Origin of the sequence: Enterobacter sp. RHBSTW-00994 (assembly GCF_013782625.1) — a bacterium.
Taxonomy (GTDB): domain Bacteria; phylum Pseudomonadota; class Gammaproteobacteria; order Enterobacterales; family Enterobacteriaceae; genus Enterobacter.
Genome location: NZ_CP056199.1, coordinates 3,182,637 through 3,207,069, shown reverse-complemented (window position 1 = coordinate 3,207,069; position 24,433 = coordinate 3,182,637). Strand labels below are relative to the sequence as shown.

Here is a 24,433-nt window from a genome sequence, read left to right as displayed (position 1 = left end):
GTCCTGCTACAGGCGACCCAGCAGCAGGTGAGTGTTCTGCCTCACGGATGTGAAGCGGGCGGCATTTTATACTCAAACGCATTTCACATCAATGAAAAGTCCCGCTATCCCCGTAATTCATTTGCCCGGCGATAGCGCCCTTCGTAGTCAAAAACTTTCTCTCGCACCTGCCAGAACTGTCCTTTTTTACGGGCGACAACGAAATCAGGATGGCGTAACAGCGCCTGCTGATGCACGATGTCGGCAACGGTTATCCAGCGGAGTGGTACGCCCGGCGTGCGGGTGTGTGGGCGGATAAACAGCTGTTCAAAGGCAGTTCGTTGCGCTGGTGTATGAAGGCGAAAGCGCTCGCTAACATCCGCGCCATCTTCATCGTAATAGGTAATTTTTAGCCATTCGCCTTTGTCATCAGCCCCTGGCTGGAGGGACATGCCGGAACAGCGCAGAACCAGCGCATCCTTAAGCTTTAGTGCCGCTTTAAGCATGTCATCAGGATCGACCAGCACCGTGTCGCACTCACGGCAGCGGCGAGCAGCAATATCGTTCTCCGCATTGCATTGTGGGCAGTTTTTAAAGCGAAAACGAAAATCACACTGTTCGCGATGCCCTTCCTCATCTTCGAACCAGCCCTGACAGCGGCGACCAAAGTGTTCAATGAGTGTCCCGTCTGATGTGGTTTTCCCCCAGAAGGTGTTCGCAAATCCACATGCAGGGCAAAAGACCTGCACCGGCACGTTATCACTTTTTCCTTTGGGTGCGCCCACTTCCGGCGAATACAGGTCATGCGGGTTGCCGGCATAATCCAGTATCAGGCAGTCGGTTTTTCCCGGAGCAAGCCGAAGACCTCGTCCGACAATTTGTTGGTAAAGGCTGACGGATTCGGTTGGACGCAGAATGGCTATCAGGTCGACATGTGGCGCGTCAAATCCGGTGGTTAAAACCGATACGTTGACGAGATAGCGAAACTGTTGTGCTTTGAAGGATTCAATGAGTGTGTCCCGCTCGGAACCCGGTGTTTCGCCGGTAATGAGCGCAGCATCGTCAGCAGGCAGTAAACCGGTGATTTCCCTGGCATGTTCTACGGTAGCCGCGAAGATCATTACCCCTTTGCGTGTTTGAGCAAATTCCTCAATCTGGCTGATGATATGGGGGGTTATGCGTTGCTGCTTTTTAAGTTCGTGATTGAGATCGGCTTCGCTGAACAAGCCATTACTTTGCGCCTGCAATCGGCTGAAGTCGTACTGAACTACAGGCATATCCAGGCGTTCAGGTGGCGTCAGGTAGCCATGTTTAATCATGTAACGCAGCGGGAGTTCATAGATACAGTCGCTAAAAAGCGCTTTTTCATCTCCGCGTACCATGCCGTGGTAATGAAAGCGATAAATCCAGCCCTTGCCCAGACGGAAGGGGGTGGCCGTCAGGCCGAGCAGACGTATGTGAGGATTCACCTCTTTCAGATGAGCGAGGATTTGCTGATATTGGCTGTCGTCGTCATCGCTGATGCGGTGGCACTCGTCGACAATCAGCAAGGAGAACTCGCTGCGGAAATGCTGCAGATTGCGGGCTACCGACTGCACGCTACCGAACACCACTTTTCCATGGCTCTCTTTGCGTTTGAGTCCGGCGGCAAAAATATCCGCCTCAAGCCCGAGGGCGCAATACTTGGCATGGTTTTGCGCCACCAGTTCTTTGACGTGGGCCAGCACCAGAACCCGACCACGGGCCAGGCGTGCCAGTTCGGCGATCACCAGGCTTTTGCCTGCACCTGTTGGGAGCACAATAGCGGCAGGTTCCTGGTGCTGGCGAAACCAGGTGAGGGTAGCGTCAACGGCTTCCTGCTGATAGGGGCGAAGTGTAAATGTCATGAAGTCTCGGTTTAGTTATTTCGCACATATACACGACATCCTTCAGGCTGCGACTGCTCACCCCGTCACTGACTTGAGTAAGCTCCCAGGGATGCTCAGGCATACCGCTTTGACGCAGCTTGAATGATTTTGTGTATCTACAGTATGCCACGAAACTTTTTCCCTTGAGTGGCACAACCAGACCATTATACTGAACTGTTTCTGACTGCTTCTTTTTCGGACGCGTAATCCGACTTCCAGCATTTTTTAAGGCTAAAAAGACTTCATGCGACTTGATAAGTTTATCGCTCAGCAACTCGGCGTAAGCCGCGCTATTGCCGGACGTGAAATTCGCGCCAGCCGCGTTACCGTGGATGGCGACATTGTGAAAGACAGCGCTTTCAAACTCCAGCCTGAACATCAGGTTGAATATGACGGCAATTCGCTTACTCAGCAGAATGGCCCGCGCTACTTCATGCTCAACAAACCGGAAGGCTATGTTTGCTCCACTGACGATCCTGATCATCCGACGGTGCTCTATTTTCTGGATGAACCCGTTGCGCATAAACTGCATGCGGCGGGACGTCTTGATATTGATACGACAGGCCTGGTACTGATGACCGACGATGGTCAATGGTCACACCGTATTACCTCTCCGCGTCATCACTGTGAAAAAACCTATCGGGTGACTCTGGAATCTCCGGTTGCCGATGACACAGCGGAGCAATTCGCCAGAGGCGTTCAGTTGCATAATGAAAAAGATCTGACGAAACCGGCGGTGCTTGAAGTGATTACGCCGACCGACGTTCGTTTGACCATCAGCGAAGGGCGCTATCACCAGGTGAAACGTATGTTTGCCGCAGTGGGGAATCGTGTTGTGGGTTTGCATCGTGAACGTATTGGCGCGATAGCACTCGATCCAGAGCTTGAACCCGGTGAATATCGGCCGCTGACAGAAGAAGAAATCACAAGCGTTAGTCTGTCTTCACGTTAATTTCAGGAGAACTCTGTGACCACCAGGCCACACTCATCTTTCAGGATTGTGTTTATTCTTGGCCTGTTGGCCATGCTGATGCCCCTGTCCATCGATATGTATTTACCTGCGCTTCCTGTGATTTCCGCGCAGTTCGGTGTTCCGGCGGGCAGCGCGCAGATGACGCTCAGTACCTACATCCTCGGTTTTGCTTTTGGGCAATTGCTCTATGGCCCGATGGCTGACAGCCTGGGGCGTAAACCGGTTATCCTGGGCGGTACGCTGGTTTTTGCGGGGGCGGCCGTTGCCTGTGCTCTCGCGCAGACCATTGATCATCTGATTATCATGCGTTTTTTCCATGGTCTGGCCGCCGCAGCGGCAAGCGTGGTCATTAACGCCCTGATGCGCGATGTGTATCCGAAAGAAGAGTTCTCGCGCATGATGTCGTTTGTCATGCTGGTCACAACTATTGCACCACTCATTGCGCCAATGGTCGGGGGCGCAGTGCTGGTCTGGTTTAGTTGGCATGCGATTTTCTGGATCCTGGCGATTGCGGCATTGCTGGCTTCAGCGATGATCTTCTTCTTTATTGATGAGACGCTCCCCGTTGAGCGGCGGCAGAAATTTCACATTCGTACCACGCTCGGGAATTTTGCTTCGCTGTTTCGCCATAAACGCGTGTTGAGCTATATGCTGGCAAGTGGGTTCAGCTTTGCGGGGATGTTCTCTTTCCTGAGCGCCGGGCCCTTTGTTTACATCGAACTTAACCACGTTTCCCCACAGCATTTCGGTTACTACTTTGCGCTGAATATTGTGTTCCTGTTTATCATGACCATGATTAACAGCCGTTTTGTCAGACGTGTCGGGGCTCTGAATATGTTCCGCGCTGGTCTGTGGATCCAGTTTGTGATGGCTGTATGGCTGGTGTTGAGTGCGTTTCTTGGCGTGGGCTTTTGGGCGCTGGTGATTGGGGTTGCAGCATTTGTGGGATGTGTTTCTATGGTCTCGTCCAACGCAATGGCCGTGATACTGGATGAATTTCCACACATGGCGGGCACGGCATCCTCTCTGGCAGGCACGTTCCGTTTCGGGATTGGTGCGATTGTGGGCGCACTGCTTTCAATGGCTACGTTTAATACCGCCTGGCCGATGCTGTGGGCCATTGCATTTTGCGCCACCAGTTCCATTCTGTTCTATCTCTACGCCAGTCGGCCACGAAAGCTCGCACGCTGACGTTGATAAAAAGGCTCACTGAGGGCCTTTTTTTTGATACATATCAACCAAAGGTGTGTTCGTTTACCCGGTGTTTGTTTCTTTTATGTAAAATCTATTTATGTAAAAAGTCACATCATTGTAGTTAAAAAGGTTGAGTTAGATCGCAGAAACGGGTACATATAGCGCCGAAGCGAACCTGAAACTCACCAAAAAAAGCCCTGATAAATGAGACGCTAATGCCCACAAGATGCGGCTGTAAGCGTTTTCTCATCAAAAACAGAGCAGGTTAGCGATGATGTGTTACTATAAATGTAAATAAATTGTGAAGTAATTTTTGCTTCCGGGGAACGAACGTGAATACATTACAACTCTCCATTGTCCATCGCTTGCCCCAGAGCTATCGCTGGTCTGCGGGTTTTGCAGGTTCGAAAGTTGAACCGATTCCGCAAAACGGATCAGGCTGCGAGAATTGTCTGGTCGCGCTCAAATTACTGAGCCCGGATGATGAAAACGCATGGCCCGTGATGGAACGTCTCAGTCAGGCGCTGACGGATATCGAAGTGGATAGCTCGGTACTGGAGTGCGAAGGTGAGCCATGCCTGTTTGTTAAAAGTCAGGATGAATTCGCCGCGACGTGCCGCCTGAAAAACTTTGGTGTTGCGATTGCCGAACCCTTTTCCGGTCAATACCCTTTCTAAGCGCTAGCCTAACGATAACAGCTGGCGCGTGTAAGTCTGCGTTGGCGCAGAAAATACGTGCTGGCATTCACCCTGCTCAACCACTTCCCCCTGCCGCAAAACGATCACCTGGTGGCACAACGCGCGAACGACGTGTAAATCATGGCTGATAAAGATATAGGCCAGTTGATGTTTTTCCTGTAATCCCTTGAGTAATGCCAGAATCTGCGCCTGCACGGTTTTGTCCAGCGATGACGTGGGTTCATCAAGAATGATCAACTCCGGTTTGAGGATCAGCGCGCGGGCAATAGCAATACGCTGACGCTGTCCGCCAGAAAACGCTGCAGGGTAGCGGTGTCGCGTATGCGGATCTAATCCAACCTCCTCCATAACCCGAATCACCTCCTCTTCGCGTTGTTGCTCCGAGAGTTCCGGACGATGTACGCGCAAACCCTCTTCGACGATCTGTAGTACGTTCAGGCGAGGATTAAGCGACGAATTAGGATCCTGAAAAACGACCTGCATACGTGGGCGAACAGGAAGCATCTGGCGGCGGTTCAAACTGTGTAATGGCATCCCATCAAACAGAATATGGCCTTGAGAGGCAATTAAGCGCAGAAGTGCGAGGCCGGTGGTACTTTTGCCTGAACCCGATTCGCCCACCAGCCCCAGCGTTTCGCCTGGCCGCAGGGAAAAGCTGATGTCTTTCAGCACCAGATTCTGATCGACAATGCGTCGCAGAATGCCTTTACGGACAGGGAAAGAGACGGACAGATTCTCAACGTGCAGCAGGGGCGCGCTGCTGGCTCTGAGTGGCACAGGGTCACCGGAAGGTTCGCTATCGAGCAAACGTTGTGTATAGGGGTGCTGAGGCGCGCTAAGCAGAACCTTTGCTGCATTTTGTTCTACACAACGCCCGTTTTGCATTACCGCAACGTTGTCTGCGAGTTTTCTCACGATGCTGAGGTTATGAGTAATGAACAACAGGCTCATGTTCAGCTCGTCACGCAGCTCCCGCAATAGCTGTAAGATTTGTGCCTGTACGGTGACATCCAGTGCGGTAGTCGGTTCATCGGCAATCAGTAATTCAGGACGCGTCAACAAGGCCATCGCAATCATTACGCGCTGACGTTCTCCCCCGGAAAGTTGATGCGGAAAATCCGTCAGCCTTTTTGCCGCATGGCGGATACCGGTGCGTTCAAGGCAATCCAGAATCTCGCCGCGTGCTGCCTCTTTTCGCATGCCACGGTGGAGTGACAGCACTTCATACAGCTGCTTTTCCAGAGTATGCAACGGATTGAGTGACACCATGGGCTCCTGGAAAATCATGGCAATTTTATTACCACGGATGCCGCGTAAGGTTTGTTCGTCAGCCCGTAACAGTGATTGACCGTGAAACAGGATATCCCCATGGGGATAACTAACCGGCGGAGAGGGAAGAAGACGTAACACGGAGAGCGCCGAAACGCTTTTCCCTGAGCCAGACTCACCGACCAGTGCCAGTGTTTCTCCCGGCTGAATACGCAGTGATAAATCGCTGACTACGGTCTGCATTTCCCCTTGCTGAGAAAACGCAATCGACAAATTTTCGATACTCAGAAGTGGCTGGGTCATCTTATACCGCCTTATTGGGATCAAAGGCATCGCGTACCGCTTCGCCAATAAAAATCAGTAATGAGAGCAATACCGCCACGGAAAGAAAGGCGGTAATACCCAGCCAGGGAGCCTGAAGGTTATTTTTGCCTTGCAGCAACAGTTCACCAAGAGACGGTGAGCCAAGCGGGAGCCCAAAGCCGAGAAAGTCTAGCGACGTCAGCGTGGTGATTGAACTGCATAAAATAAACGGCAGGAAGGTCAGTGTGGCGACGACCGCATTGGGCAGCATATGGCGGAAAATGATACCACTGTCGCTCACCCCAAGCGCTTGTGCAGCGCGGATGTAATCAAAATTTCGTGTGCGTAAAAATTCGGCGCGAACGACACCAACCAGCGTCATCCAGCCAAACAGCACGGTGATGCCAAGTAGCCACCAGAAGTCAGGTTGTACAACGCTTGAGAGCAAAATAATCAGAAATAGCGTTGGCATTCCAGACCAGACTTCAATGAACCGCTGCCCCCAAAGATCAATTTTTCCGCCGTAATAGCCCTGGACTGCACCAGCAATCACACCCATTACGCTGGAAAATAGCGTCAGCATCAAACCAAATAAAATGGATATCCGCGTGCCATAGAGAATGCGAGCCAGGACATCACCGCCGTTGGCGTCCGTCCCGAGCCAGTTCTGTGTTGACGGTGGTGAGGGGAAGGGCGTTGATGTTGAAAAATTAATGGTGTTTGCACCAAACCGGACTGGGGCCCAGAGTGCCCAGCCCTGTTTTTCAATCTGATTGCGAAGCCAGGGGTCCTGGTAATCAGCCACGGTGGCAAAAGGTCCACCAAAGTCACTTTCGCTGTACTGAGTGAGCACAGGGAGATACCAGCGGTCGTTGAAATGCACCAACAGGGGTTTATCGTTAGCAATCAACTCAGAACACATGCTTAGCACGAACAGTACGGTAAAAATCCATAGCGACCAGTAACCGCGGCGGTTATGCCGGAAACGGGCCCATCGGGCCTGATTGACGGGGCTTAAACGTGGCATCAGCGGCCCTCAAAATCAATTCGGGGATCAACCAGCGTATAGCAGATATCACTGAGGATATTCAGCAGCAGGCCAATCAGCGTGAAAATGTAGAGTGTGCCAAACATCACCGGATAGTCGCGTGACACAGTGGCTTCATAGCCAAGCAGACCCAGGCCGTTCAGCGAGAACATGACCTCTATCAGCAGCGAGCCGGTAAAAAACATACTGATGAACGTGGCAGGAAAACTGGCAATCACCAGCAGCATGGCGTTGCGGAAAACATGTTTCCACATGATCTGCTGTTCACTGACGCCTTTTGCACGGGCAGTTACCACGTACTGTTTGCGGATCTCATCGAGAAAGGCATTTTTAGTGAGCATGGTCAGGGCTGCAAATCCCCCAATCACCGTGGCAAGAACGGGCAGGGTGATATGCCATAAATAGTCGGTAATTTTTTTATACCAGGGTAAGGTGCTGAAATCGGCTGATACCAGCCCACGTAGCGGGAAAATATCGAAATAGCTGCCGCCAGCAAAAAAGACAATCAACATAACCGCGAACAGGAATGCCGGAATGGCGTAGCCAATGATGATAAATGTGCTGCTCCAGATATCGAAACGACTGCCATTGTAAACGGCTTTTCGGATGCCGAGTGGAATCGACACCAGATAAATAATGAGCGTTCCCCATAGCCCCAGAGTAATGGATACAGGAAGGCTTTCTTTAATCAGTTGCAATACTGACGCGCTACGAAACAGGCTGTCGCCAAAGTCAAATCGCAGGTAATCCCAGAGCATTTTAAAATATCGCTCATGGATGGGTTTATCAAAACCATAACGATGGGTGATCTCGGCGATCACCTCTGGGTCCAGACCACGCCCGCCCCGGTAGTGACTCTCGCTGATATTGCCTGTACCGGTTCTTGCGTGGCTGGCACTCAGGCTTTCTCCACCACCACCAGGTACACCGCTACTATTACCAAATTCAATAGCCGCGATTGCCTGGTCGACCGGGCCGCCAGGGGCAATTTGCACGATAAAAAAGTTAATCGTGATGATGGCCCACAGGGTTGGAATAACCAGCAATAAACGGCGGATCAGGTAAGCACCCATCTTGATTCCTTAGCGCCGCTCTGCGGGAAGTTTGGCTGCCTTATTGACGTCATACCACCAGTTGTCAAATCCCAGAGAGTAGATTGGGCGAACGGATGGCATCGAGAATTTGTCCCAACGAGCGACGCGATCCTCGCCCATGAACCACATTGGCAGCATGTAATAATTCCAGGTTAATACGCGATCAAGCGCACGTCCCAGAGGGAGAAGCTTGTTCTTATCTCCCTGAGCCGCGACGATTTTAGCGATCAATGTATCAATCGCCGGGCTTTGAACACCTGGCGCGTTATACGATGAGTCGATATAGCTTGATGCCCAGGAGATCTGTAAGTCACCACTCGGCCAGGGTTGAGCAGGCCAGCGTCGCTGCATCATATCGTAATCGCGACTCCGCATTCGGTTGGTAAGCTGTGCGTTATCCACCTGACGTATCGTCATCGTAATGCCAAGCCGCGCAAGGCTATGCTGGAAAGGCAGAACCCACTGATCGTTGCCGCCAGAGGACAACAGGAGTTCAAAGCTGAGTGGCTTTCCGGTTTGCACATTGACGCGTTGCTGATTTATTAACGCCCATCCCGCCTCATCCAGCAACTTGCTGGCTTTAAGCAGGTTGTCACGATCAAACCCATCGCCTTTTGAGACCGGAGGCTGAAATACACGTGTGAAGACTTCAGGTGGAAGTTCTGATTTCAACGGTGCAAGCAGGGTGAGTTCATCAGCATCCGGGTATTGACGGGCGGCGTACTCCGTATTCTGGAAATAGCTGTTAGCACGGCTGTATGCACCGTAAAACAGGGCCTTGTTCATCCATTCAAAATCAAACGCCAGGGTGATTGCCTGGCGAACCCGACGGTCAGCAAACATAGGGCGTTGGATATTAAACGCCAGCCAGCGCGTATCTTGCGCTGACTCGTTTTTATGTTCGTCTTTGACAATGTAGCCGTTTGAAAAGTTTTTACCTTTGTAGCGGGTGGCCCAGTTTTTAGCGCTACTTTCCTGACGCAAATCGTAAGCACCTGCTTTGAATGCCTCAAAGGCAACGTTATCGTCGAGGTAATAGTCGTACCGCAGGCTGTCAAAATTCCAGCGGCCACGGTTGACGGGTAAATTTGCCGCCCAGTAGTCTTTGACGCGGGAATAGACCACATACTGCCCCATACGCCAGTCGGTGATGCGATAAGGGCCGCCTGCAAGGGGAGGTGTTGATAAGGGATCGCTGAGCTTATGACTTTTCCAGAATGATGCCGGCATGACGGGCAATGAGAACAGGCTGAGCATGTTCTCTTTATTCGGCTCGGCGAGTTCAATACGTACCGTGAGCGGCGCAATGGCTTTTATGGTTGTGCCTTTATAGACCAGGCGAAACTGGGGGACACCCTCAGTCATAAATTTCTGAAATGTGAACGCGACATCGCTGGCTTTTACGGGGGAACCATCATGAAAACGTGCCCGTGGATTAAGTGATATTTCGGCCCAGGAGAAATCTTCAGCGTAACGAACGTTTTCAGCTACCAGAGGATAGTAGCTACCAGGCTCATCATCTGAGGTAACAAAAAGTGTGTCATAGAGTGATTCGGTACGTGCCGCGGCAACCCCGCGCAGTGCAAAACGGTTGAAGTTATCAAATGTGCCGATAGCGGAGAGCGTCACGTTTCCCCCCTTTGGCGCAGCAGGATTAACGTAATCGAAATGATTAAAATTGACCGCGTACTTAGGTTCGCCCAGGACGGCGAACGCGTAGCTCTCTTTAATCGCCTGGGCCTGACTGGACAGACTCACTAATGCTAATAGCAGCACAACAATGCGCATAAACATCTCCCGGCGGATCCCTCTTGATTCTGACTCACGTGCGGAGAAGTATTCAGATAAGCTGAATAATAAGTGACGTAGCCACCGTTGTGAAATTATTCACCTGCAGGCGGCGTGTCTGGTTGCCATTTGATGAACTGCGCGAGCGGCATTGGACGGCTAATCCAGTAGCCCTGCAAGAAATTAACGCCATGTTCACGCAGCCAGGCGGCTTGCTCCGGCGTTTCAACACCTTCCGCCACGGTTGACATATTAAGACGCCTTGCGAGCGTTAGCACAGCATCCAGTACGGGAGACGTCACTGTTTCAGTACCGATTGCGTTCACAAATCCGCGATCGATTTTGAGATAGTCCATGGTGAAACGCTCAAGGTAGATGAGTGCGCTGTGGCCCGTACCAAAATCATCAATAGCGACTTCGAAACCTTCAAGGTGTAGCCAGTCGAAGAGTTTATTTGCTTCACGCTGATTAAGCATATCCCGTTCGGTTATTTCCAGAACGACCTGGAAATGATCAGGCGGTAATGATGCGGCAAACTTGCGCATATCATCTTTGAAGCTTTCAGCATGCAGGTGGCCTGGAGCGATATTAATTCCCAGCTTTGCTCCGGGTGGTAGCAAGGTTTTTAAAACGGCGGCATCGCGAATGATGAGATCAAAAAGATGAAGCGTCAGCGGCACAATCAGTTTTTGGGCTTCTGCAAAATTGATAAAGGCATCAGGCGGGATTTCACCGGCGCTTGGGTGACGCCAGCGCATCAGGACTTCGACACCCCGCATTTTTAACTCTTTGGCATCCACCACGGGCTGGTAAACCACGTAAAACTGGTCTCGTTTGATAGCGGTTAAGATCTCTCTGCCTGGGTTCAGGCGCACGGTCAGGATGTAATAGCTCAGCGTTCCGGCTGCGATCCCGGAGATCATGCCAAAAAGAAGCGCAAACAGAAGGCTCTCTGCTTTCCACGATTCGGCGTACAAATTAATGGTCAGGGGAATATTATCGAGTTTTGTGGTGCGCGCGGGATGCTCGGTTAACTCGCTTGCCTTAAGCAGATGATCGGATCCCGTGGAGAGCGCATTATTTCCCACGACCAGCGCGATACCCGCAAAATCATCTTGTCGTGAGGTATAGAGAAGATAAGGTGTCAGATTGATATTTATCGACGTAAAAACACCGCCATTATTTACCAGGGGGTTACGATACCAGATAACAATGGCCGGTTTTTTGGGCAACATTGGCGTACCGGGTAACAGCGCCATATCAACGTTTTTTTCGAGATCAAGTTCTGGCATCAAATCCGTTAGCGGTGCGTTCATTTCCCCTGTTGCGGAGGAGCAAAATACGATGCCATCTCTTACCAGTAGAAACGCACGTACATTAATGCTAAACGCCGCGCGAGACGTTAGCTCACTGCTCACATCGCGGCAATGACTTAACGTCAGTGGTTGAAGCGTATCGATCGTCTTTTTTAACTCACCGAAGTAGTTATTCATGTAGACACGAAGATCTAACATCAACGTGTCGAGTTTTTCTTGTCGCTGGTGGTAGCTGGTGAAGAACTGCAACGCGCCGCAGAGCAGGGCAACAAGAAGCCCCGCAATGATACTGCCGGTCAGCATTTTTCGGCTGGTTGAAAAGTAGCGGCTGAACATAAACGTCGTTGTTCCTGATGTATCGTTTGTAGCACCAATGCGGCTAAACTGACGGTTTTACAAGACTATAGCCTGGTTTATTCTATTCAGTCAGGCAATGTTGTTCGCGACCTGATGATGGACAGACAAAAAAAAACACTGCCGAAGCAGTGCTTTTTTTTATCGAATCGTCAGCCAAGGGATAACCAACGATACGATAGAGTCATTAGCTGCGACTCAGAACGCGGCGCGCTTCGTTGTAGCGCTTCTTCCAGTATGGCTCGTTCATGCTGGATATCGTCACACCACTGCTGGTGGAAGCATGAACAAACTGGTCGTTGCCAATGTATATTCCTACGTGTCGGCCTGTAGAACCAGCCCGGAACAGAACTAAATCGCCGGTACGCAGTTTGGTACGCGAGATCGATTTACCCATTTCCTGCTGCTCATAAGTCGAACGCGGAAGGTCTAACCCGAATTGCTCACGGAAAGTACGTTGTACAAAACCGGAACAATCGATACCTTTTTTGGTGCTGCCACCAAGACGATAGCGCACGCCTTTCCAGTCAGCATATTGGTCCATAATACGGGACTTCACGTCCAGGTTACGTACCATATTCTCAAATTCATCCTGAGAGGCTTGCAGTGAAGAGGAATCTTCCATTCCCACAACACGCGTCTCAGGATGCATATTCTTAGCGGTATTCGATGTACTACATGCGGACAGCAGAACCGCTACTGCTATCGCCGGGATCCCCCGCAAGATATATCTCAAAATCGGTTGAGATTTGACCATTTTGTTTATTATCCCTTGAAGTCCTTAACGATAAATATCGTTATAAAAATGCCAAACGTGACGAGACTAATTATCTGTGCACATCGAGACAATTCTTTATGGTCAGATTTGTGGCATGACGCACAAATTTCTTTACCCTGCAAAATTATCTCTATGGGGCAAAACGAGTTCGAGATTAACCGATTGCTTACACCATTGCGAGTAAAAATATCCGTTTTTGTATAAGAAATTGTGATACAGAAAGTGAATAATCGGGATTGCGCAAAATGCCGTCAATTTAGGTTAAGAAACGTGCAACATGTTCATTTGTATCACGAATAATATTACGAGAAGATGACGAAAATGAAGCTGACGGGGAAAAGTGCGTCAGGGATCAAAAATGATCCCTGATGGATGAGGTTAATTTAGGTTAGTTATTTGTTTTTAATTTGTTGCGTTTTGCCGGGAAGATAGCGTTCAAAAACGGCAATAATCCGATCGCTCAGTGGGGTCATTAACCACCACGGCAGGCCAATCAAAGCAACAGAAAGTGAGCCTACTGCAATATCAGTAAACCAGTGCGCGCCAATCATTACGCGTGGGAAGGCAAAAACTACAAAAATAATCAGGGCTACAGCGAACGCTTTTTTACCAAAATAACGCAGCATAATTGCGGAAAAAATAAGCAGCATCATGCCGTGATCGCCAGGGAAGCTGTCTTTAGACGCATCTTTCGTCGGAATATGCAGTAATTCACTCACGCGGTTAATATTGCTAAAAAAGAGGGTTGGGCTGGCGCGTTTAACCGGAATAAGTGCCTGTGCCAGTTGGTTGAGCACCACGGCAGTCAGTAACATGACCAGTCCAATAATCAGAATACGTCGACGTCCGGCCTTATCTTCTTTCAGCCAGAAAGTGAGCATCAGGCTACCCATTGCCAGAAGCGAGCAGCCATCAAAGGCTCGGTTGTTAGTGACAGCGACCAGCCACAAGAACGCTTCACTTTTGACCAACTCCTGGTTAAAGAAATGAAAAATGGCGGAATCCAGAGGGAACCAGAAACCATGATTCACCGGCAAATACCAGGAGAGGAAAAGCGCCAGACCGGCGACATTCAGTAAAATTATCAAGGGAAATCGAGTTGTCATCATCATTCAGCAAGCAGTTAATTCAGGGGCAACGTTAGCCTCCGGAAGTTAAACGAAGCTTCAACAGGCTGGACTGAAGGGCATTCCAGTCTGCATTAACCGCACTAATTAACTCTATTCGGCTATCAGGCGGTGCAATATTTTGCGTCTCAATGAAGAAATCTGCGCCCTGGCGATTTATGCGTACCAGTCCATCCGGTGTCCTCATGATCCCCTTAACACGATCGACTGGGGCGAGGCGGGCCCACTCCAGTATGCCAATTGTGTCAAAGCACGTATCAGCGTCAAAAATCCATCCGCAGGCCTCATAGCCCTGGCCATTGTTGAGGCTGCGACGCCAGCGCTGATGTTCAGGCAGGCTCAATGCGGCCAGACCTTGCTTCACACTATGGCTGTGGGTGTGTGCGGCGCTGGCTGGCAGTTCCGCCTGGTTCAGACGAGGAAGATCGAGTAGCGCGTTTTCGATATGGCCCTGAGTCGTCTGAATACGCTGACGCCCGCCACCAAAGTGTTGCCACCAGGCGTCGAATGCCTCACGACTCTCTGTCGTTGCACGATCGGCTTTATTGGCGACGATGATATCCGCAGAGGCGAGTTGATCGCGGAAGTTCTCATTGCTCAGAGCTTTCTCATCAAGAAGTTGGCGCGGATCAAGCAGGCACAGCGTGGCACGCAGATCGATCCAGGGTTCGTATACGGGCGCGGTGAGTAAATCGAGAATTTGTTTTGGGTGGCCCAGACCGGTTGGTTCAATCAGCAGGCGATCGGGTTTACCCTGGCGCAGCAGTGTGTTCAGACCCACCTGCATGGGTAACCCATTCACGCAGCACATACATCCACCGGGGATTTCTTTGATCATCGCACCGCTGTTTGACAGCAGCGCACCATCAATGCCGACTTCACCAAATTCATTTACCAGTACGGCCCATTTTTCGGCCGGATCTTTATTGGCCAGTAAATGCAGAATCGAGGTGGTTTTACCGCTGCCGAGAAAGCCGGTAATAAGGTTGGTTTTAGTCACGTGCGCTCCAGAAGATAATTGTGATGCTATAACAATTATCCGCCATCCTGACGAAAAAGGAACGCGATGAGAAGGGGGAGGGCGAACGGAGGGCCGCTCCGTTCGTCTTAATCGCAAAAATGGCTAAATTTTTAACGTTTCAATAACAGCCTGGCGTGCGCCGTGGCGAGTAATGAGCTGGTAGGCTTGCTTCACAGAATGGACAAAATACGGGTCGGATGGAAGGTCCTGACCAAAGACTTCGCTGAGAGCCAGCAGAGCGTCGACACGATCCTCTTCGCGGCTGTCTTTAACGCGTGCGCGAATTTTGTCGCTGAGCGGATCACGAACATCAATCTCGTTACCGTTATCATCTATGCCGCTGACGTAGCGCATCCAGCCTGCCACACCGAGAGCCAACAGTGGCCAGGTGCTTTTGCGTTCTAAATGCACCCGGATCCCCTCCAGCATGCGCTGTGGTAATTTCTGGCTACCATCCATCGCAATCTGCCAGGTTCGGTGTTGTAACGCCGGGTTGGCAAAACGCTCGATCAAGCTGTTGGCATAGGCTGTCAAATCGACATCTGTGATACGCAGCGTGGGGGCTTGTTCATCGAGCATTAAGCGGTGGGCTGCCTCGCGGAAACAGGGTTCCTGCATACATTCATTGATATGGGCGAAACCTGCAAGATAGCCCAGATAAGCGAGGAAAGAGTGACTGCCGTTCAGCATCCGTAATTTCATCTGTTCCCACGGCAAAACATCGTTCACCAGCTGTACGCCAGCCACTTCCCATTCAGGACGGCCAGCCACAAAGTTGTCTTCAATCACCCACTGGATAAAGGGTTCACAACTGATGGCGCAGGGGTCTTCAACGCCCATTTCCTGGGTAATTTCTGCCAGAGAAGCCTCTGTAGCGGCGGGAACAATTCGGTCGACCATGGTTCCAGGAAAACTGACATGCTGGCTTATCCACTCTGCAAGGGCTGCCGACCGTTTGTGAGCCATCCCGAGAACCGCATTTTTTACCACATGGCCATTGTCAGGAATATTGTCGCAGGAGAGCACCGTAAAAGCAGGCAGGCCACGCTCCCGACGTCGATGGAGCGCTTCCACCAGAATACCCGGTGCGGAATGGGGCTCTGAAGGGTTTTCCAGGTCATGGAGAATGCGGGCGTTTTGCATATCCAGTTTGCCGGTCGCCGGATCGATGCAGTAGCCTTTTTCGGTAATGGTCAGTGAGACAATGGCCACCTGGGGCTCACAGAATTTTTCAATAATAGCCGCCAGGGAGTCCAGCTTTGCATTCAGGCATTCGTGAACAGCACCGACAATGATGGGCTGATTCCCCTCAGCGCCTTTCTCCAGCACAGTGAACAGATGGTTTTGCGCACGCAACTGGCTCATCAGCACATCGCCACTGAAGAGGCTGATCTCACAAATACCCCAATCGCCTCCCTTCGCGTTCAGCACACGATTTGTTAACAACGCCTGATGTGCACGATGAAATGCACCAAACCCAAAGTGAACAATGCGGGAGCGTAACTGCTGGCGATCGTAGCCAGGCTGCTGAACGTGGGCTGGGAGCTGAGTGGAGGCAATAGTCTTCATGAAATACACACCTGATTAACCATTAATTAACAATGCCAGTGTAAAGTTATATGACAACAAATTAAATTGGTGAGCCGTAAATATCCCTGTTCTGTGAGTTTGATCAATCAATCTGTTGGCCAGGATTGACCCTTTTGGCCAAACATGTATGGTAGTCGTCATCACGGTAACACATATTGGTATAACAACTTGAAGGGGTGGGCAATGGAACAAACCTGGCGTTGGTACGGGCCGAACGATCCGGTTTCTCTTGATGATGTGCGTCAGGCAGGCGCTACGGGTGTCGTGACGGCGCTGCATCATATTCCTAACGGCCAGGTCTGGCCGGTCGAGGAAATCAAGCAGCGTCAGGCGCTGCTGGCAGAAAAAGGCCTAACCTGGTCTGTCGTCGAAAGCATTCCTGTTCATGAAGATATCAAAACGCATTCCGGTGAGTTTGAGACCTGGATTGCTCACTATCAGCAGAGCATCCGTAACCTGGCCGCCTGTGGCATTGACACTGTCTGCTATAACTTTATGCCCATTCTGGACTGGACGCGTACCGACCTTGAGTATCAGATGGCAGATGGCTCAAAAGCGTTACGTTTCGATCAGATTGCGTTCGCTGCATTCGAGTTGCATATCCTTAAGCGTCCAGGTGCTGAAGCGGACTACACCGCGCAAGAGCAGCAGCAGGCGCAGGCATGGTTTACTGCAGCAAGTGAAGCCGATATTGAAAAACTGACCCGTAACATCATTGCGGGCCTGCCAGGGGCGGAAGAGGGCTACACCCTGGATCAGTTCCGCGCACGACTGGCGGAATACGGTGATATCGATAAAAATCAGCTGCGCGAGAATATGGCGTATTTCTTGCGTGCTATTGTGCCGGTGGCGGAAGAGGCTGGCGTTCGTCTGGCGATTCACCCGGATGATCCTCCGCGTCCCATTCTCGGTTTGCCACGCATCGTTTCAACCATTGACGATATGCAGTGGCTGAAAGAGACTGCTGACAGCATCTATAACGGGTTTACGATGTGCACAGGCTCTTATGGTGTGCGCGCCGATAACGACCTGGTTCAGATGATTGAAACGTTTGGTGATCGTATTCACTTCACCCACCTGCGCGCGACCTGTCGTGAAGAGAACCCAAAAACTTTCCATGAAGCGGCACACCTGGGCGGCGATGTGAACATGGTTGCGGTGGTTGACGCTATTCTGGCTGAAGAGTTACGCCGTAAACAGGCAGGGGATGTGCGTCCTATCCCATTCCGTCCAGATCACGGACATCAGATGCTGGACGATCTGCGTAAGAAAACCAACCCAGGCTATTCGGCGATTGGTCGTCTGAAAGGGATGGCTGAAGTGCGCGGTGTGGAACTGGCACTGAAGATGACGAAGTATCCTGAGTTGCTGTAAAGGCCGTTTCAGGAAAAAGAAAACCCGGCTTTCGCCGGGTTTTTCGTTTTAGTCTGCACGACCCATATAGCGCTTTTCTTCGATATGGATGCGAATTTTTTCGCCAGCAGAGAGGTATTCAGGAACCTGAACCACCAGACCTGTAGTCAGCGTGGCGGGTTTGTTACGCGCACTTGCAGACGCGCCTTTGATACCCGGTGCTGTATCAACGATTTCCAGATCCACAGTCTGAGGCAGCTCCAGCGCCAGCAGCACACCATCCCAGGTCAGAACTTGCATATCCGGCATTCCGCCTTCAGGAATAAACAGCAGCTCTTCTTCAATCTGATCTTTGGTGAAGATGTACGGGGTGTAATCTTCTTTATCCATGAAAACGTATTCATTGCCGTCAATGTAAGAGAAATCAACATAGCGACGGGTCAGGGTTACGGTATCAACGATATCATCACCTTTAAAACGTTCTTCAACCTTCAGGCCAGTACGGACATCGGCAAAACGCATTTTGTACAGCGTTGCTGCACCACGGGCGCTCGGGGCCTGAATATCAATGTCTTTCACAATCAGCAGTTTGCCGTTGTAATTCAGTACCATACCTTTCTTAATTTCGTTCGCTCTTGGCATTGCAGTAATCCTGTTCACGGGGAGGTCAAAAATATCGCGCCAAATTACTCGTGCGCAGCCTTTCAGGCAAGAGGAATTCGTGGCTTTTGCTATCAATACGAAAAAGGTGTTACTGTGCGCGCCATGCCCGGCTGTACGGGTCTTCGTCACTGACAGAGAGCATTTATGGATTGCCGTCCAGACTGTGGCGCGTGCTGTATTGCACCGTCCATTTCAAGCCCTATACCGGGGATGCCGCATGGCAAGCCTGCAAATACGCGTTGTGTTCAGTTGTCGGAAAGCAATCTCTGTCTCATCTTTGCCTCACCGTTGCGCCCGGCGGTTTGCGCGGGGCTTCAGCCTTCGGGAGAAATGTGCGGTAACACACGTACACAGGCAATGACGTATCTTCTTGAGCTGGAATCGCTCACTGCGCCCTAAACGTCTTTAATCCGTGTCAGGCAGCCAATTGTCAGGATGCACATCACCAGCGCAATCCAGAAGACGGTGTGATAACTCCAGATCTCAGCCACAACACCCGCCATTGAACCCGCAATGATCCAGCCCACGCGGGTGGTATTGGTATACAGCGTGGTGGCTGAACCTGCCTGGCCTGGCATCAGATCCTGGAAGTAAAGCATGCCGATCCCGGCCAGAATCCCAATATAGATAGCGTTCAGCAACTGTAAACCCAGCAGCAGTACCGGGGTGTGTACTGTTAACATGCCGATATAGAACAACAAACCGGCAGCGGCGGCAATGCGCATTAAAAAACGCTTTCCGAAGCGCTTAGCGTAATAGCCAGCAATCAGCATGGTTGGGATTTCCAGCCCGGCGGCAGTACCCATCATGATCCCTGCCAGTTTTTCCGGCAGATGCAGTTCATCAATAATAAACAGCGGCATATTGATGATGTACAGGCTGTTTGTGCCCCACATCAGCGTGCAGGTTATAAATAAGAGTAATGCATCACGTCGGTTGCGGCGAGGCGCTTCCAGTGAGCCAGTCACGGGTTTTGGCTCTTTACGCATGGTCGGTAAAAAGAACCACACCATAAGGCCGCATACCACAAAAGCGACAGCCGCGCTCAGGTACATCACCGTAAAGCCAAAACCCATTGCCAGCGCGTAGGCCAGCGGAGGGCCAATCACCCATGCCAGCGATACCTGGGCACGCAGGATCGAACTGAACATCACAGCTTCACGGCCGGTATGGTCGGCGTGTTCACGGGCAAGGGCAAACATTTGTGGGTTAGCAGTCGAACCGAAGCTGCTCAGGAAAACTCCGATAAACAACAGTACAAAATAGTTACGATTCCATGCAAACAAAAGGCAGGCGAAAACGCCCAGCAGGCAGCAAAAAACGATAAGACTTTTACGGTCACCTTTTCGATCTGAGCGACCGGCTAAAAACTGGCTGACCAGGATGCCGATAATGGCGCTTCCGGTAAAAAAGAAGCCAACCATTGCCGGACGAGCGTGGACTTCGTTGGTCAGAAACAGACTGAGCGTTGGAGTTTGTAACGCACCGGCGATCCCGGTGAGGAAGGCAACAATCAAAAACGCCGTTGACGTCAAATCAAAAGGCTTTGGTGAGGCGGCAGCGGGGGTGTTGTGCATGTTTCTATATCAGCGATTTATCGAGAGACGCGGAGTGTACGCCGCTTGTCAGAAAATAAACAGATGCTGCGGTCAAATTCGCCACAAAAAATCAAAATGGCATTTCAAGTTACATCTTCTTGCTGATGTCTGCTGAAGGAGGGTTGCTGAACGTCAGCAAAAATGAGTTGAACGGAGAAGAAATGTGCTGCACATCTAACTTCTGAAATGAGAAATGTAACTTTCCTTGCAAGACCTTATAGAAAGAGCAAGACTTCTTGAAACGTTTCAGCGCTACCTTGTTTTAACTGACTGAACAGGTTAGCGCATTTTTTCTCATTGTAGCTGAAACGATTCAAGTTCAGCAGGAGAGGAGAACCATGTTCCAGTTATCTGTTCAGGATATCCACCCGGGCGCACAGGCCGGGAATAAAGAAGAGGCCATTCGTCAGGTCGCCGCTGCGCTTGTACAGGCGGGCAACGTTGCTGATGGCTACGTTAACGGTATGCTTGCGCGTGAGCAGCAAACCTCAACCTTCCTCGGCAATGGCATCGCTATTCCGCATGGCACAACCGACACCCGCGATCAGGTGCTGAAAACCGGTGTTCAGGTTTATCAGTTCCCGCAAGGCGTACTGTGGGGTGACGGGCAGGTGGCTTATGTGGCTATCGGCATTGCTGCCAGTAGCGACGAACACTTAGGCCTGCTGCGTCAGCTGACGCACGTGCTGAGTGATGACTCCGTAGCGGAACAACTGCAATCTGCCACGACGGCTGAAGAACTGCGTGCATTGCTGATGGGCGAAAAACAGAGCGAAGCGCTGAAACTGGATAACGAAACGCTGACGCTTGATGTTGCCGCTACCGATCTGGTGACGCTGCAGGCGCTGAATGCCGGCCGCCTTAAAGAGGTTGGTGCGGCAGATACGGCATTTGTGACCCATGCTATTAATGATAAGCCGTTGAATCTGGGTCAGGGTATTTGGCTGAACGACAGTGCTGAAGGTAATCTGCGTAGCGCAATCGCCGTCAGCCGTGCAGCTTCTGCATTTGATGTCGAAGGTGAACGTGCAGCGATGCTCGTCACCGTGGCGATGGCTGATGAGCAGCCGGTGTCTGTGCTGAAGCGTCTGGGTGATCTGCTGCTAAATAATAAAGCTGAAAAATTGCTGAATGCTGATGCAGCCACTGTGCTGGCGCTGTTAACCAGCGATGATGCATTGACTGACGATGTCCTGAACGCGGAGTTTGTGGTGCGCAACGAACACGGCCTGCATGCCCGTCCAGGCACAATGTTGGTTAACACCATCAAACAGTTCGAAAGTGAGATCACCGTAACGAACCTGGATGGTTCGGGCAAGCCGGCCAATGGCCGTAGCCTGATGAAAGTTGTCGCTCTGGGCGTGAAAAAAGGCCACCGTCTGCGGTTCACCGCACAAGGCGCAGATGCTGAACAGGCGCTGAAAGCAATTGGCGATGCCATCGCGGCGGGTCTGGGGGAGGGCGCATAATGAGCAGACGTGTTGCGACTATTACGCTGAATCCGGCTTACGACCTGGTGGGTTTCTGCCCTGAAATTGAGCGTGGTGAAGTTAACCTCGTACGTACCACAGGCCTGCATGCTGCGGGTAAAGGGATCAACGTCGCGAAGGTCCTTAAAGACCTTGGTATTGATGTCACTGTTGGCGGTTTCCTCGGTAAAGATAATCAGGACGGTTTCCAGCAACTGTTCAGCGAGCTGGGTATTGCTAACCGTTTTCAGGTGGTGCAAGGCCGTACCCGCATCAACGTTAAGCTGACGGAAAAAGACGGAGAAGTCACCGACCTGAACTTCTCGGGTTTCGAAGTGACCCCTTCCGACTGGGAGCGTTTTGTTAACGATTCTCTGACCTGGCTGGGACAGTTCGACATGGTGTGCGTGAGCGGCAGCCTGCCGTCTGGCGTTAGCCCGGAAGCGTTCACCGACTGGATGACGCGTCTGCGCAGCCAGTGCCCATGCATTATTTTCGACAGTAGCCGTGATGCGTTGGTCGCTGGTCTGAAAGCTGCACCGTGGCTGGTCAAACCAAATCGCCGCGAGCTGGAGATCTGGGCGGGCCGTAAGCTGCCAGAATTAAAAGATGTGATTGAAGCTGCGCATGCGCTGCGTGAGCAGGGGATTGCTCATGTTGTGATTTCGCTTGGAGCAGAAGGTGCGTTGTGGGTTAACGCATCTGGCGAATGGATCGCCAAACCGCCGTCGGTTGAAGTGGTGAGTACCGTTGGCGCAGGGGATTCGATGGTTGGCGGTCTGATTTACGGTCTGCTGATGCGCGAATCCAGTGAACATACTTTACGTCTTGCTACCGCCGTTGCTGCCCTGGCCGTGAGCCAGAGCAATGTCGGTATTACCGATCGTACCCAGTTGGCCGCGATGATGGCGCGCGTTGACTTAAAACCCTTTAACTAACAGCAGGAGAGGCATAATGAAAACGCTGCTGATCATTGATTCCGGTCTTGGACAGGCTCGCGCCTATATGGCGAAGACCTTGCTGGGAGCGGCGGCAAATAAAGCAAATCTGGACATTATTGACAACCCAGGCGAGGCCGAACTGGCTATCGTGCTGGGAGACAAAATCCCGGCGGATAGCGCGCTGAATGGCAAAAAAGTGTGGCTGGGCGATATCAACCGCGCAGTGGCGCATCCGGAGCTGTTCCTGAGCGAAGCCAAAGGCCACGCAACGGTGTACAGCGCACCTGTTGCTGCGACTCCGGTTGCGGCAGCAGGCCCGAAACGTGTTGTTGCTATCACTGCATGTCCTACCGGTGTGGCACATACGTTCATGGCGGCTGAAGCTATTGAAACGGAAGCCAAAAAACGTGGCTGGTGGGTAAAAGTTGAAACGCGTGGTTCCGTAGGCGCGGGCAATGCAATCACTCCTGAAGAAGTGGCTGAAGCCGATCTGGTGATTGTCGCGGCGGATATCGAAGTGGATCTGGCGAAATTTGCCGGTAAGCCGATGTACCGCACTTCTACTGGCCTGGCGCTGAAAAAGACGTCACAGGAGTTTGATAAAGCGCTGGCGGAGGCGAAACCATACCAGGCAACTGGGAGCACTCAGTCTGCGACCGAAGGTAAGAAAGAGTCTGCTGGCGCGTACCGTCACCTGTTGACGGGGGTGTCTTATATGCTGCCGATGGTGGTGGCAGGCGGGCTGTGTATTGCACTCTCCTTTGCGTTTGGTATTACGGCGTTTAAAGAAGAAGGTACGCTGGCTGCAGCATTAATGCAGATTGGTGGGGGTTCAGCGTTTGCGCTGATGGTTCCCGTTCTGGCTGGCTTTATTGCGTTCTCAATTGCTGACCGCCCAGGTCTGACTCCAGGTCTCATCGGCGGTATGCTGGCTGTGAGTACAGGTTCTGGCTTTATCGGCGGTATCATTGCTGGTTTCCTGGCGGGTTATGTTGCGAAGCTGATTAGCTCAAAACTGAAACTGCCGCAGAGTATGGAAGCGCTGAAACCCATCCTGATCATCCCGCTGATTTCCAGCCTGGTGGTAGGCCTGGCGATGATTTACCTCATCGGTAAACCGGTTGCGGGTATCCTGGCGGGTCTGACTCACTGGCTGCAAACCATGGGTACAGCGAATGCTGTTCTGCTGGGTGCAATTCTGGGCGGCATGATGTGTACCGATATGGGTGGTCCGGTTAACAAAGCGGCATACGCCTTTGGTGTCGGCTTGCTGAGTACCCAAACCTATGCGCCGATGGCTGCTATCATGGCTGCCGGCATGGTTCCGCCACTTGCACTGGGTCTGGCGACGATCATTGCGCGTCGTAAATTTGATAAAGCGCAGCAGGAAGGCGGTAAAGCGGCACTGGTACTGGGTCTGTGCTTTATTACCGAAGGTGCGATTCCATTTGCTGCTCGTGACCCAATGCGTGTTCTGCCTTGCTGTATCGTTGGTGGCGCGGTGACCGGTGCTATCTCCATGGCAATTGGTGCGAAACTGATGGCTCCACACGGCGGTCTGTTTGTTCTGCTGATCCCTGGCGCAATCACCCCAGTAGTGGGTTATCTGCTGGCAATCATTGCTGGTACGCTGGTCGCAGGTCTCTCCTACGCTGTACTGAAACGTCCGGAAGTGGAAGCGGTCGCAAAAGCAGCCTGATTTCACTCACATCTTCAAGGGCAGAGTTTTCTCTGCCCTTTTTTTGTTTCTAATGTGTGCCCCACCTCTCAACTTTCCTTTTCCTCTCAAAGTGTCTCTATAAAAAAATGTGATTCTGTTCATATCTATTTGCTATAGATCCGCATGATCGATTTACTTTGTCAAAAGTACGCATATTATGAGCACATGTTTGCATATGAACACGTGCTCATAATATGTTTTTGTTTTGCATTGAGCATTATTGAATAACGTATCGTTATGGCGATTTATT

20 protein-coding genes are annotated in these 24,433 nt (G+C 51.4%); 8 read left to right on the top strand and 12 right to left on the bottom strand.

The annotated features are described in order from the left end of the window. Nucleotides 1-104 precede the first annotated feature (104 nt). Nucleotides 105-1,865 (bottom strand): DEAD/DEAH box helicase, encoded by a 1,761-nt coding sequence (locus HV346_RS15395; RefSeq protein ID WP_181620168.1) that lies wholly within the window; start codon nucleotides 1,863-1,865, stop codon nucleotides 105-107. 265 nt (nucleotides 1,866-2,130) lie between these two features. On the opposite strand from HV346_RS15395, the gene rsuA reads away from it, so the two are divergent. The 3 genes from rsuA to HV346_RS15380 all read left to right on the top strand — a co-directional run bounded on the left by rsuA (nucleotide 2,131) and on the right by HV346_RS15380 (nucleotide 4,730). Next, complete coding sequence (gene rsuA, locus HV346_RS15390) at nucleotides 2,131-2,838, top strand: 16S rRNA pseudouridine(516) synthase RsuA (RefSeq protein WP_181620167.1); 708 nt, start codon at nucleotides 2,131-2,133, stop codon at nucleotides 2,836-2,838. A gap of 15 nt (nucleotides 2,839-2,853) precedes the next feature. Next, entirely contained in the window at nucleotides 2,854-4,050 is a 1,197-nt protein-coding gene (locus tag HV346_RS15385; protein WP_181620166.1) for a Bcr/CflA family multidrug efflux MFS transporter, read from the top strand. A gap of 335 nt (nucleotides 4,051-4,385) precedes the next feature. Beyond that, nucleotides 4,386-4,730, top strand: coding sequence for a YejG family protein (locus HV346_RS15380; protein ID WP_181620165.1), 345 nt, complete (start codon nucleotides 4,386-4,388; stop codon nucleotides 4,728-4,730). A gap of 3 nt (nucleotides 4,731-4,733) precedes the next feature. On the opposite strand, the gene yejF is transcribed toward HV346_RS15380, so the two are convergent. The 9 genes from yejF to HV346_RS15335 all read right to left on the bottom strand — a co-directional run bounded on the left by yejF (nucleotide 4,734) and on the right by HV346_RS15335 (nucleotide 16,418). Further along, on the bottom strand, nucleotides 4,734-6,323 hold the full coding sequence (gene yejF / locus HV346_RS15375; protein ID WP_181620164.1) for a microcin C ABC transporter ATP-binding protein YejF: 1,590 nt from the start codon (nucleotides 6,321-6,323) through the stop codon (nucleotides 4,734-4,736). Between the two features lies 1 nt (nucleotide 6,324). Continuing rightward, on the bottom strand, nucleotides 6,325-7,350 hold the full coding sequence (locus HV346_RS15370; RefSeq protein WP_181620163.1) for an ABC transporter permease: 1,026 nt from the start codon (nucleotides 7,348-7,350) through the stop codon (nucleotides 6,325-6,327). Continuing rightward, a complete protein-coding gene (locus HV346_RS15365) occupies nucleotides 7,350-8,444 on the bottom strand; it encodes a microcin C ABC transporter permease YejB (RefSeq protein ID WP_181620162.1) in 1,095 nt (364 codons plus the stop codon). The genes HV346_RS15370 and HV346_RS15365 overlap by 1 nt, the downstream gene beginning before the upstream one ends. Before the next feature lie 9 nt (nucleotides 8,445-8,453). Continuing rightward, on the bottom strand, nucleotides 8,454-10,259 hold the full coding sequence (locus HV346_RS15360) for an extracellular solute-binding protein (protein WP_181620161.1): 1,806 nt from the start codon (nucleotides 10,257-10,259) through the stop codon (nucleotides 8,454-8,456). Between the two features lie 89 nt (nucleotides 10,260-10,348). Beyond that, complete coding sequence (locus tag HV346_RS15355; RefSeq protein WP_181620160.1) at nucleotides 10,349-11,905, bottom strand: cyclic di-GMP phosphodiesterase; 1,557 nt, start codon at nucleotides 11,903-11,905, stop codon at nucleotides 10,349-10,351. Between the two features lie 205 nt (nucleotides 11,906-12,110). Further along, the gene (gene mepS / locus HV346_RS15350) at nucleotides 12,111-12,680 is read right to left on the bottom strand and encodes a bifunctional murein DD-endopeptidase/murein LD-carboxypeptidase (protein WP_181620159.1); all 570 of its coding nucleotides are present in this window, start codon (nucleotides 12,678-12,680) and stop codon (nucleotides 12,111-12,113) included. A 413-nt stretch (nucleotides 12,681-13,093) separates the two neighbouring features. Further along, nucleotides 13,094-13,807, bottom strand: a complete 714-nt coding sequence (locus tag HV346_RS15345; protein ID WP_181623806.1) for a phosphatase PAP2 family protein — start codon at nucleotides 13,805-13,807, stop codon at nucleotides 13,094-13,096. 34 nt (nucleotides 13,808-13,841) lie between these two features. After that, nucleotides 13,842-14,828 carry a GTP-binding protein gene (locus HV346_RS15340; protein WP_181620158.1) on the bottom strand — a complete coding sequence of 329 codons (987 nt, stop codon included), beginning with the start codon at nucleotides 14,826-14,828 and terminating at the stop codon, nucleotides 13,842-13,844. Between the two features lie 123 nt (nucleotides 14,829-14,951). Beyond that, nucleotides 14,952-16,418, bottom strand: coding sequence for a fructuronate reductase (locus HV346_RS15335; RefSeq protein ID WP_181620157.1), 1,467 nt, complete (start codon nucleotides 16,416-16,418; stop codon nucleotides 14,952-14,954). A 204-nt stretch (nucleotides 16,419-16,622) separates the two neighbouring features. Between HV346_RS15335 and uxuA the strand changes: the two genes are divergently transcribed. Next, a complete protein-coding gene (gene uxuA, locus HV346_RS15330) occupies nucleotides 16,623-17,813 on the top strand; it encodes a mannonate dehydratase (protein WP_181620156.1) in 1,191 nt (396 codons plus the stop codon). Nucleotides 17,814-17,861: 48 nt separating this feature from the next. On the opposite strand, the gene yeiP is transcribed toward uxuA, so the two are convergent. Continuing rightward, nucleotides 17,862-18,434 (bottom strand): elongation factor P-like protein YeiP, encoded by a 573-nt coding sequence (yeiP, locus tag HV346_RS15325; RefSeq protein ID WP_006176435.1) that lies wholly within the window; start codon nucleotides 18,432-18,434, stop codon nucleotides 17,862-17,864. 165 nt (nucleotides 18,435-18,599) lie between these two features. Here yeiP and HV346_RS15320 point away from each other — a divergent pair, with 165 nt between their 5' ends. After that, nucleotides 18,600-18,854 (top strand): YkgJ family cysteine cluster protein, encoded by a 255-nt coding sequence (locus HV346_RS15320; RefSeq protein ID WP_181620155.1) that lies wholly within the window; start codon nucleotides 18,600-18,602, stop codon nucleotides 18,852-18,854. On the opposite strand, the gene setB is transcribed toward HV346_RS15320, so the two are convergent. Continuing rightward, nucleotides 18,851-20,032 carry a sugar efflux transporter SetB gene (gene setB, locus HV346_RS15315; protein WP_181620154.1) on the bottom strand — a complete coding sequence of 394 codons (1,182 nt, stop codon included), beginning with the start codon at nucleotides 20,030-20,032 and terminating at the stop codon, nucleotides 18,851-18,853. The two genes, HV346_RS15320 and setB, sit on opposite strands and share 4 nt — an antisense overlap. Nucleotides 20,033-20,391: 359 nt before the next feature. Between setB and fruB the strand changes: the two genes are divergently transcribed. From fruB to fruA, 3 genes are read left to right on the top strand one after another with little or no spacing between them, the layout of a single operon-like run. Then, nucleotides 20,392-21,522, top strand: a complete 1,131-nt coding sequence (gene fruB, locus HV346_RS15310; protein ID WP_181620153.1) for a fused PTS fructose transporter subunit IIA/HPr protein — start codon at nucleotides 20,392-20,394, stop codon at nucleotides 21,520-21,522. Further along, a complete protein-coding gene (gene fruK / locus HV346_RS15305; RefSeq protein WP_119937029.1) occupies nucleotides 21,522-22,460 on the top strand; it encodes a 1-phosphofructokinase in 939 nt (312 codons plus the stop codon). Before fruB ends, fruK begins: the two co-directional genes overlap by 1 nt. Nucleotides 22,461-22,476: 16 nt before the next feature. After that, nucleotides 22,477-24,162, top strand: a complete 1,686-nt coding sequence (gene fruA, locus HV346_RS15300; protein ID WP_181620152.1) for a PTS fructose transporter subunit IIBC — start codon at nucleotides 22,477-22,479, stop codon at nucleotides 24,160-24,162. Nucleotides 24,163-24,433 lie beyond the last annotated feature (271 nt).